5 protein-coding genes are annotated in these 11,843 nt (G+C 49.4%); 1 reads left to right on the forward strand and 4 read right to left on the reverse strand.

Going from position 1 to position 11,843, the window contains the following annotated elements:
- Positions 1-10: 10 nt before the first annotated feature.
- Positions 11-1,024: a D-alanine--D-alanine ligase gene (locus tag AYJ58_RS12655; protein ID WP_106650399.1), complete on the reverse strand. Its 1,014-nt coding sequence runs from the start codon at positions 1,022-1,024 to the stop codon at positions 11-13.
- Between the two features lie 377 nt (positions 1,025-1,401).
- On the opposite strand from AYJ58_RS12655, the gene AYJ58_RS12660 reads away from it, so the two are divergent.
- Positions 1,402-1,860 carry a GNAT family N-acetyltransferase gene (locus AYJ58_RS12660; RefSeq protein WP_106650400.1) on the forward strand — a complete coding sequence of 153 codons (459 nt, stop codon included), beginning with the start codon at positions 1,402-1,404 and terminating at the stop codon, positions 1,858-1,860.
- Positions 1,861-1,881: 21 nt separating this feature from the next.
- On the opposite strand, the gene recD is transcribed toward AYJ58_RS12660, so the two are convergent.
- From recD to recC, 3 genes are read right to left on the reverse strand one after another with little or no spacing between them, the layout of a single operon-like run.
- The gene (gene recD, locus AYJ58_RS12665; protein ID WP_106650401.1) at positions 1,882-4,116 is read right to left on the reverse strand and encodes an exodeoxyribonuclease V subunit alpha; all 2,235 of its coding nucleotides are present in this window, start codon (positions 4,114-4,116) and stop codon (positions 1,882-1,884) included.
- Positions 4,113-7,934 carry an exodeoxyribonuclease V subunit beta gene (gene recB, locus AYJ58_RS12670; RefSeq protein WP_106650402.1) on the reverse strand — a complete coding sequence of 1,274 codons (3,822 nt, stop codon included), beginning with the start codon at positions 7,932-7,934 and terminating at the stop codon, positions 4,113-4,115. The genes recD and recB overlap by 4 nt, the downstream gene beginning before the upstream one ends.
- The gene (gene recC / locus AYJ58_RS12675) at positions 7,931-11,695 is read right to left on the reverse strand and encodes an exodeoxyribonuclease V subunit gamma (protein ID WP_106650403.1); all 3,765 of its coding nucleotides are present in this window, start codon (positions 11,693-11,695) and stop codon (positions 7,931-7,933) included. Before recC ends, recB begins: the two co-directional genes overlap by 4 nt.
- Positions 11,696-11,843 lie beyond the last annotated feature (148 nt).

Genomic DNA, 11,843 nt, shown 5'->3' on the forward strand with positions numbered 1-11,843 from the left:
TTGATGAATGTTAAGATTTAGCGGTTAGCTGACCGTTAATCACTAGGCTCAAGTATTGCGTAAAATCGTGACCGTGATTTTGCAGCATTTTAGGGAACATAGAAATCGGCGTAGAACCTGGGAAAGTATTGATTTCATTCAATAGAATTTCATTGTCCGCGGTTAAGAAAAAGTCGATGCGCGATAAGTGACGCAGCTTCATTCCTTTAAATGCCTTGATTGCATAGGCGCGGATCTGTTCACTGATCTCAAATGAAATATCCTGCGCGACAACATCGGTGCGCGCTTTACTGTTTTTGGCGTATTTCTCATCGAAGGTGTAAAAGGTGTTGCTATCACAGATGATTTCACCTGGCACTGTCGCCACCACTTCACCATTGTACTCGTAGACTGCGACTTCTAACTCGCGGGCTTTTATGGTTTTTTCAACGATCACATAGGGCGCATAGCCAAACGCATCCTTGAGCACGCCTGCAACTTTATTGCTGTCGTCCACTTTGTAACAACCGACAGAAGAACCCTGTGAGGCTGCTTTGACGAAGATCGATCCCCATTGTGCCAATGCTGCTTGGGTTTGCTCAATTGCCGCATCATCGAACTGATTCAGGAAAATATACGGCGTATTCGGAATACCTAAGGCAGAGAACCACATTTTAGCGGTGATCTTATTGAAGCAGTTGCTGCTCGCTTCGGATTCACAGCCAAAATAGGGCAGTTGGATCAAATTAAAGTAGGATTGAATGTCGCCGGTCTCGCCGGGATAGCCATGAATGCAAGGAATAACATAATCGACCGGCCATGGCGTTTTGCTTTCATCACGGAAGCGAATTTCGCGGCTATTGGTCAGTTCGCAGTCGTCACCTGCGGCGGTGCGGTACTGGCCGAATTTATCCAGCTCGACGCGCAACACAGAAAACTGCTCAGATTTTGCCAGTGAGGTTTCAAAATAGTTGGCCGACATTAATGAAATATCGTGTTCGGCACTTCCGCCGCCGCACAGCAAAAGCAGATTGATCTTAGACATTGTGATTCCTCAAAGTGAGCAAAATCGGATGATATCGGCCTGTGGCAATACGAACATCATCCTATAGTACAACCGCTGTCATCTTAGTTTTCTTGTCCCTATGAGTGCAAGGTTTTGCTGACTGGCGGCTATTAAGTGGTGAATTTTAACGCATTTGATCGCATTGCAAATAAGGGCTTATGCATTTGGCGAGTTTATTTTGATTTTTGTGGGGTTAACTGACAATGTCTTGCAATTGTGGAGTCACTATTCGCTGCGATGAATAGCCGCGAAAAAAATTAGCATTCGGGATGCGTTTCAACATGGCATTGTTGTAGGGAATACTTGGTTGAAAGTCATCGTAAAGAGTTTTGGTAAATGACGAGGGTAAAATTTGTATGATGAATAAAAACATTCGGTTAGCTCAGTTACACGATGCACAGAGTATTCAACTGCTACTTGAGCAGCTAGGTTATGTTTTACCTGTGGCCGCGTTAGCCAAGACGTTAACCGAGTGCCAAAATAATCCCCATTCTCGCACTGATGAGTTACTGGTATACGAGCAACTCAATGCGCTGGGTGAGCCGCAACTTGTTGCTGTGATGGCCTTGATGTTCTTTGATTATTTCCCCGCTTTGAGTCGTATTTGTCGCATTACGGCGATAGTAGTGGATGCCGATATGCGAGGTCAGGGCATCGGCACTCAGCTGATTGATTTTGCTAAAGCGCGGGGAAGACAAGAAGCCTGTCAGTTACTCGAACTCACTACATCGACCCAGCGCATTGCCACACAGCAATACTATGAAAGTATAGGGTTTACCAAAACCTCTTTCCGTTACAGCTTAGTCTTGAGTTAAACGAACCTAACTTAACCTAACTTAACCCCAAAGCCTGTCAGCAAGACCCGATGCGCGTTGAGTGGCTTGGCTACTGGCCCGCTCGAATACGTGCTGGGTACCTAAGCAGGTAAAGTGCACTTTAGCGCGGGTGATGGCGGTGTAAACCAACTCTTTAGTCAGCAGTTGCCATTGGGCTAAGCTGGGGCTCGGTGGCAGCACTAAGGCCACACGGCTAAATTCGCTGCCTTGGCTTTTGTGTACTGTCATGGCGTAACAGGTTTCATGGCTGGGCAAACGGGCTGGCAAGACTTTTAGCAGGCTGCCATCGGCCTTGATGAAGTGCGCCATTAAACGTTCGGGTTTATCTTCATCCTGCAAAATCAATCCGATATCACCGTTAAACAGGCCTAAGTTATAGTCATTGCTTTGGATGATAATCGGCCGACCCAGATAAAACTCCTGTAGCGGTTTAATCAGCTTGGCATTGGCCAGTGCTTGAGTTACATACTGATTGATGCCTTCAACCCCATAATCGCCCGAGCGCATGGCGCATAAAATGCGGTACTGGTTAAAGCTTTCTATGATCTCAGCTGTGCTTGGACGCTTACTTAAATCACTATGACTTTCATCGCTAATGTTTACATCGCTATTCAAGGCGCTGAGATAAATACCATATTGCTGGCAGGCTTGCTCTAGCAGTAAATTGAGTCCCATATTATTAGCAGGCTCGCTCACTTTGGCTTGGGTTTGGCTTACAGCCATGCTGTGTTCTAACCAGCTTAATTCTGCGGGTCCCTGTTGCCATACTTGCAAAATACCTTGAAGATCTGCGCGATTAACGGCGCTCGCAAGTTGTCCAATCCCTGCATCGCCTTTAAATCTGTGGCTGTGCATTAGCATACACAAGCTATCGCCAAGTTTAGGCGCGTCGCTGATATAGGGTGTTAACTCAAACCCCGTTAACGCACTCAGACGCTCAGCTTGCTCCTTGGAATAGCGCATTTGCCACAGAGCAGAGTTGTTAGATGCTGTGTTATTTTGCGCAAGGTTATTGGGTTCTACTGGTATTTTCAGGCCCGCACAAATATCGGCGAGCACAGCGCCGGCTTCAACCGAGGCGAGTTGATCCTGATCGCCGAGTAAAATCAAACTGGCGTGCTCAGGCAGTGCGCTCAGCAGCTTATACATCATGGGCAAATCGACCATAGAGGCTTCGTCGACGATTAATAAGTCGAGCCTAAGCGGATTACCTTGATGGTGGCGAAAGTGCGGCGAATTGGGGATCACCCCAAGCAGTCTGTGTAGGGTTGATGCTTCCTCTGGAATGCGCCCCAGTGCCGTTAAAAAGTCTTGATTATTTCTATTGCGAGCTTCATCGACAACATCAGTATGGGCGCTGAGTTCCTTCGCCAGACGCGCTTTTGAGGCTTTGATTGATTCGCTTAAGCGAGCCGCCGCTTTTCCCGTTGGCGCGACTAAACGAATTTCCTGCTGTGATTCCATTTGTAGCAATAACAAAAGCTTAGTCACAGTGGTGGTTTTGCCCGTACCTGGGCCACCAGTGATCACCGCCAGTTTTTTACCCAGCGCAGTGGCCGTGGCAACCTTTTGCCAATCAATGGGTGCTGTGCTTTGTGTGCTATCACTTTTAGTGATTACACTGGTAGTGAGTACATTGGTAGTGAGTGAATGGGGAGCGCTCACAGTGGCGGGGAACAGTTGATCTAGCAGTGACCGCAACTTAGCGGTTTGAGTTTGCTCTTGGTGGCTTACCTCTTCAGAGTGTTTAGATACGCTTCCCGATAGGCGGATTAACGAAGCGGCCACTGAGGTTTCAAATTGATGATAACGCTGCAAATAGAGTCTGCCATTATCAAAAATAAGTGGTTTGTTACTGCCCGCTTGACCGACGGCATCAAAGGTTTGCAAGGTCTCGGTGAGCGCTTCTAGGCTTAAGCTGATTTTACAATGGCTATTTTGCTCGGCCATAGGATTAAGCGGCACGATATGGGCGAGCACTAGGCAACTGTGCTGTGAAGATAATTGCTGGCTTAATAGCGCACACAGCAAAATAAACAAGGGATGTTGGCTGTCACTTGGATGCAAGCGGCTCATTTCGAGTGCGAAATGCCGATCGAGCGGTGTAAGCAGTCGTTCTTGCTCCCACAGCTTTAAAAGCTCTGGCAGCGGCGCGCTAAGCTGGATTGCGCCATGATCTATCCATTTCGCGGCTGTGAGTGAATGTGCCTTTAGCCCTTGGGTTGAGCGCATCATGCCGTGACTCCTGTATCGATTGCACCAGCTAATCTACTGTGAAATAAATTGTCATTAAATAGTGAATCCAGCGCGAGGATAAGTGCCTTCGGCGGCTTGTCGTAATAAACACCGTAGCCGGGATACTGAGCCGACATTCCCCGTAAGAACAAGTAATAACAACCGCCGATATGGCTGTCGTAGTCATAACTTGGCAGGCGTAAACTCAAATACCTGTGTAGCGCCAATGAGTAGAGGATGTACTGCAAATCGTACCTATGATCGGTTATGGCACTTTGCAACGCGCTCTGATGATAGGCATTGATGTTGTCGCCTAAATGATTCGACTTATAGTCGGCGATATAATATTTCCCTTGGTATTCAAAGGTTAAATCGATAAAGCCCTTGAGCATGCCCTTGAGATCATCAAACTTAAGTGTCGACTCATAGCCAAACTGCTGCAGTAGCGCATTGAGCTCAGTATCCTTAAGTTCGCTTAAGGGTAAATAAAATTCCATTTCGACTAAGGTATCCTGTGGCGATAACTTGGCTAAGCACAAATCAGGATGCTCAGGTTTGGGTGTCTTGGAATGATTTTCTAAGGCCGATGTTGAAGGCATTGTCGTTTGCACTGTTGTTGATGACACTGTTGTCGGCATGAGCCCAAGCGGCGCATGCAGCACATCCAGATACCAAGTGTGCAATACCGTTTGCCACTCGGGTGCGATACCGTATTGCAACATGGCTTTAGGCAATTGCAGCGGTAAGTCGATTTCTGCCTGCGTAAAATCAATCTCTTCTAACACTAAATGCATAAAGCTACCGGCATTGGCGCCGCGCTCAAAGTTAAAGCGATTGAGCATGCCATCCTGCAGCTCATGGCTTGCCTCATTAGGAATAGAGAGTGTTTGCGCAGCCGTATATTCAAGCGTACCTAACGTTTCATCATCGGCACCCGGAGCGGCTTTGCCATGGCTGGTATTTTTAACTAGGCCTGAATAACTGCCGACTCGCCACGGCGTGCTGTATTGGCGGGTTAAGGTTTTCGCGCTAAGTATTTGCGCTATGTCTTGGCTTGAGGGCAATGGGCGCTCGTCTATGTCATCGGGCACCTTATCAATACTTATGGCTTCCACATCTTGAGCGAGCTGCTGCGCAGCATTGCAGATACGGGCAAAGTCACATTCTGAGTCGCCTATGCCGAGCAAATAGCCGATAGCGGTTTCATGCAGCTGACTTTTAAGGCCATTTTTAAGCTGACGACTGTGGTTGGCGATATAGAAGTAACACAAATACACAGGGCGAGTGAGCGCCACATACAAAAGGCGCAAGTCTTCGGCTAAGGTTTCTTGTTTTGCGCGCTCCCAACCGTCATCCGTGCCTTCGATATCCCACACTAGCTCTTGCTCACCTGCATCGTTGGTTCTGTGGTACAGCATAGGCGTAGGGCGGCGGCGATTGTCGCGGGCTAGGCTGACAAAGGGCACAAAACATACGGGATACTCAAGACCCTTACTCTTATGGATAGTGACGATCTGCACCAGATTCTGCTCGCTCTCAAGGCGCAGCTGCTGTTCATCGGTGCCTGTGTTATCAATCAGTTGCTGTTCATACCAATTGAGCAGGGCACTCATACCATCAAGTTCGGTGGCCTTTTGTTGTAATAGCTCGGCAAGGTGGCGAAAATCCGTCAGGCGACGCTCACCGTTTGTGGCATCTTGCTCTTGAGCATCTACCTCTACACTGGCGGTGTGCAGTAAACGGTCAATCAGTTTAGTGCTATTGGCAAGGCTGAGTAGCGCGGGCATGATGCCGCGTTTTTGCCACACTTGGTGCAAGTTAAAAAATTGCTCTAATAACAGCTGTCTGTGTTCTTCATCTTGGTTAAAGGCATGAATTTGCTCGGCGCTATAGCCCAATAATGCCGTGGCTAGGGCGCTGCGCAGTGCCCGTTCATCTTTTGGGTTCGCTAGAGAGCGCAAAATTAACGCCATTTCCCGCGCTTCAAGGGTATCGAACACACTGTCGCGACTTAAAAACACCGCGCCTATGTGGCATTTACTTAATGCGGTTTTCATCACTGCCGCTTCGTTGCGATCCCGCACTAGGATAGCGATGTCTTTAGCGATCAAAGGCCCTTTCGGGCTGTGGCATTTGCCATTGGCCGCATCTGTCAGTAAACGGGTAATTTGTGCCGCCGCGTCTTCGGCGAGCAAGTGTCTTGCCGTGGTTTTGTTGAGGCCGTTTTCTGCGCTTTCGCTTAAGAGTCTTAATCTTAAGGCGGCTGGATTGGCGGTTTTTTCAGTGAGGATTTTCCCTTTAGCACTGCTGGGCGTTTTCACGCTATCAAAGGGGATCGATTGACTGATAAAAGGATCATTATGCTGACTAAACAGATGGTTGATCCCAGCAACCATGTTTGCGCTTGAGCGGTAGTTGGTATCCAGATGATAGTGGGCCTGCGTATGATGACGGGCCTCAATATAGGTATGGATATCGGCGCCGCGAAAGGCATAAATGGCTTGCTTAGGATCGCCAATCATCAATAGGCTGAGCTTATTTTCTATATCGTTTTTGCCTTGCTGTTCAAACGAGTAGCGGTCTTGGTAGATGCCAGAGAAGATCGCAAATTGCAGCGGATCGGTATCTTGGAATTCATCAATAAGCGCGACGGGGAAACGTGTTGCCACGGCTTTGGGCAAGGTTTCATTATTGGCATGTAGTGCGTTCGCTAATGTCGTGAGTAAGTCATCTGGGGTCAGCACATTTTTTTGTTGTTTTTGCTGGGCAAATCGCTCGCTTATGCCAAGTTTCGCACTATACAAAAATGCCGGTTTAATGGCGGCAATCAATATGGCGAGTTGCTCCATATGATCCATCAGCGGTGCTTCGCTCACACTTGGGATGACGCCGCCCTTGTTGAGTTTTAACTCAGACAGCGATAAGGCTTCTAACTCTTTCAGCGGCGGCAACCCATGACCGAAGGCGAGCCAGTTATCTAATGCATCGAACATGGCGGCGAGCTTGGGGTACTTATCCGTTGCTTTGCCAAAGCGGGTGCCGTTGAGTGGCAAACTGTGTAGCAATGCCAATAAGCCATCGCGTTCCCTTGGCCAAGCTAATTTAAAGCGCTCTAAACTTTGGCGTAGTGACAGGGCTAAGGCATCAAACTTAAGCGCGGGTTTCAGAGGCTTTGCTTGACTAGCGCCAAGGAGCGGTCGCAACTGTTTGACTAAACCATCGGGCTCGCCAAATTCCTTGGCAATGATTTGCGCTAAGTAATCGGGCAGCGGATAACAGGCCTCACGCCAAAAATCCCGCACGGCATGGTGCAAAAATTCGCTGTCGTCCAAGGTAAAGTCCGATTCGAACAGCAGGGAGGACTCAAAGGCGAGATCCGATAAAATTCGCTGACAGAAACCGTGAATGGTAAAAATTGCTGCTTCATCGAGGGATTTAAGGGCGAGATCGAACCGTCTCAAGGCAATGGCGCGTTCACTCTCTGGGGTGTTGTCATACAACGCCTGTACAAAGGGATCGGCAATCGTTAGCCCTAAGAAGCACTTAAAGGCGACTTGAATACGCCGGCGAATACGATCTCTTAACTCTTCGGTGGCCGCATTGGTGAAGGTGACTACGAGAATTTGTTCGCAGGTGAGCGGCGCAGGAATGCCATCACCAAGCAATAAGCGTAAGTAAAGACCTGAAATCGTGTAGGTTTTACCTGTGCCAGCGCTGGCCTCAATAAGACGACTACCGCCAAAGGGCAGAGTGAGAGGATCAAGCGCTTGTGGTGCAGCCTGTAAGGCTTGCGTGTTCAACGGCATCTGTTCACTCATGCTTGCTCTCCCTGTGCGCTATTGCGGTTCAAATGTGCTGTAGTCGCTCGTGTGTCAGTCGCTTGTACATCGGGTGTTTGGCCTTGGGTCATGCCATCGTTCAGCGCAAATTCCTCAAGCTGAGCCAGTGTGTCTTTGAGATATAAACTCACCATAGGGCGATAGATGCGCTCGGCTAATGCGCCAAAGCTATCCTCAGCGAAATCCCGCGGGAAGCTGAATAAGCGCTGATAATGGGGCTCGTTCCCTTCTCCTAATTGACTCTGCTCATCCAGCCATTCAGGTAACGCTTGCTGCAAACGCTCATCGTGCTCACCCTCGCAGCTGACGTAGGCCAGTGAGGTGCGCGGCATAAAACACAGTGGGTATTGCTGACCTTGATAAAACAGCAGCAGCAAATCGGCCAGTAACGCATGGGCGCGCCCAGCTGTGATTGGCGCTAGGGCGTGAAAATGCCCCATGTCGAGTAGATAGCTTGCATGTGTGTGGCCCATTGCCATTAAACACAGGTGGCGAAGGTACAACCTAAGCACATCGCGGCCGTGGGCGCTACCAGGGCGGTAATTCACTAATCCCTTAGGGCTTAAGTCATCGATACGGCCTTGCAGTAACACTTGCTGGGATTTACCCGCCGTGATGGGCAAGTCAAACACGAGTTTAATATCCGCATGGCTGCTGGCTTGTTCTCCCTTGAGGAACAAGGTTCTGCCAATCAAAGGCTTAATATCATGCTGATATTGGCGCAGTAGCAAATCATCGAAGGGCTGCATGGGCAAAGTGCCACTGGCTTTGAGGCGTTTAATCAGCTCGATATCGGGCTCAGTCTGACCTTGGCCTATGGCATCGTCGAGTAACTTGGCCTGTAACATATAGCGCTCTAGCGCATTCAAGCTAAAGGGCTCGTCATTATCATCGGCCTGAATATTAAGGCTGAGATCGACTTTTAACGTACGGTTGAAGAAGTACTGCGCCGGATTTCGAAAGAAACGGATCAGGGCGGACACATCCACTTGCTTGCTTTGCGTTGCGTGCACAGAAGCTGGCTGTGCTTCTGTATCTGGTATTGAGCCTTGCTCATCTGCTTCGAGCATGATGCGCGTTTGCGCGCCGATAAAGCGCCCCGCATGTGTGCCCGCTGCGTCGGCATTGGGTGGACACCATTGCTGGCTGTAACTTTGGCCTATGCTTGAGCCATCTTTGTCGCTATTTTTTACTGTGGACTGATACAACTTAGGATCGAAGGGTTGCAGCGGCTGGTGGCTGACGATCGCGTTATAGAGGGCTTTTTCAGCATCTTCTGGGTCTATGGGGCTTGAAGTGTTTTGCGATTGAGCCACTAGCGTTTCAGGCAAATAGCACAGCTGACAATATTCAATCAGTTCAGAGACGAGCATAGAGGCGATACGCTCCGAGTTATCCCGTTCGCTGCGACCGATATAGCTGATGTACAGTTGCTCGCGCGCCGACAATAAGGCTTCTAAAAACAAATATCTGTCATCGAGACGGCGGGAACGATCGCCTTTACGGGCACCGAAATGCGCCATTAAATCAAAGCCGACGGGATGCTGAACCCTAGGATACACCCCATCATTCATGCCGAGTAAACACACGACCTTAAAGGGGATAGAGCGCATCGGCATCAAGGTACAAAAATTCACGCTCCCCGCAAGATAACGCTGGCCGACCCGAGATTCGGTTAAGCGTTGATTAAACCATTGTTGCAGCACTTCGATACTGAGGCTAAGTCCGCTTATGCTCTGTTGGGCTAGCGTCTCGAACATACTTGTATCTAACGAGTTTGAATCTAAGGGCTTGCCCGCCGACAGTAACTCTTGCTCTAGGGCGGCAATGGCATCGCGGATTTCCTGTAACTGCTCGCGCTCGTCTTCATCTGTGTCGTAAAAAGCATCCAGCAAATCAGTTAATTCCGCTAAGCGCAGGGCACCCACTTGCGGCAAGGCGAGTATTTGCGCCGTTTCATCGAGCACTTCAATAAAATTGAGTAGCTTACCCAGCGCCTGCGCCGATTGGCCTTCGATACCAGTCACGATCAAATGGTCTTGGTACAGCGGCGCATCGTCACTCAAGGCGTAACCTAAAATCAGCCTTTTAATACCAAAGGCCCAGGAGTTTTGCTCAAATGCTGGCACACCTTGCTTAAGGCGGCTTTGTTCATCGCGGCCCCAGCGCACGCCCGCTTCATCTAACCAGCGGCGGATGAGTTGCAATTCATCGTCATCGAGCTGGAAACGGCGCAAAATGGCGGGCACTTCGAGTATGCTCAAAATGTCGGTCAGACCAAAACGGCTCTGATTAATCCCGAGTAAATTCAAAAAGCTATTGATGAGCGGTGATTCCTGCGCCGCGCCGCGGTCGGCAATGGCGTAGGGAATATAATGCAGGCCTTGCTTCGCCGAGAAGACAGCATCGATATAGGGCGCGTAGGCGGCGACATCGGGCATCATCACCACTATGTCTTTGGGTGTCAGGTCTGCATGGTTGCTGAGTAACTCAAGCAAGTGATCGTGCAGGGTTTCGACTTCCCGCAGTGGACTGTGACAACTCTTGACTCGAATGGATTCATCGTCGCGCTTAAGCAGGCGTCTGTTCTCGGCATTCTGATACAGCTCGGCATCAGGCCCTAGCACTCTGTCTAAGGTTTGCATCTCTAAAATATCGTATTGCACCCCGTGGAGCATGCTGGCGTGACTGTGCGGCGAGTTGGGATCGTCACAGGGCTCACAATACACATCATCGCCAAAGTCGCAGTGTTCGGCGGGGAGCTCAAGCAGCATATCGAGTAATTCCCGGCCCATCTTGCCGTTATTGGCAAGCAGCGGATTACCCACTTCGAGTTTATCTTCCCACAGTTCGGCTAATTGGCGTTTACCTGCATATTGCACCGCCATGCGGGCACGATTACGGGGATCAACAATGTCACCCCAATAGTGCTGACACGGGCTTAAGCCCAGCACGATCACATCGATACGGCCTGCCAGATGGTAAAGCACCTCTAGGGTTTGCGGCGCCATCGAGGAAATGCCAAACACAAATAGGCGTTGCGGTAATTTGGCGAGTGACGTGTCGGGATTATTCAGCGCGGCAATTAAGTCGCTGTGCAGATTGGCCCTGTGGTAATGGCTTTGATTAAGCTCATCACGGTTAAAGGCAATCAGCGCGCGCCATAAAATGGGTTGCCAGCGTTGGTCTTCATTCAGCGGTTTGGTGAGTGAGTCGGGGTGCTCGTTTTGCTCCCAGGCTAAAATCCAATCGGGGCGATACACTAAGTATTGGTCGAAGATATCGGCAATCCGACCACAGAGTTGGTACAGCTTAATGTCGTCAGCCGTCATATCACGGGTGTTGTGCAGTTCACTTGTATCGGCGGCATTTGTGCGGGATTGCTGATGACTTAGATAGTGTCTCAACGGCCCAAAGGCGTCATTTTGCAACATGCGCGGTAAGAGTTGCATCAGCTTCCAGGTCATCGCCGCCTTAGTGAAGGCGTTGTCTTTGGGCACATCGGGCAATAAGTCATGGCACAACTGCCAAGTAAAACTCGATGGCAGCGGGAATTCCAATGCGGCGGCTATCCCATTTTGTTTGGCGATTTCGAGGCGCAGCCAAGTGGACATGCCGGGACTCTGCACCAGAATATGCTCGTTACTCAGTAGACGTGCAAAAGCAAGGGGTTGGGTCAGGTAAGCGGCTAAATGGGCGCAGAGCACTTCCATCTGATTGGACTGGATTAACTTTAGCATGTGCAACTCGGCATGGTGACAATAAAACAATTCTATGTGTTTGATTTATAAGATTCAACACTATTGCTGCTTCTGTGAAATTAACCCGCAATTTTAGGCGTTTACTGAGCCTTAAACTGGTGAAACTTGGTCGGCTAATGCTCAGCTT

Source organism: Shewanella sp. Pdp11, assembly GCF_002838165.1.
Classification (GTDB): Bacteria; Pseudomonadota; Gammaproteobacteria; order Enterobacterales; family Shewanellaceae; genus Shewanella; species Shewanella hafniensis.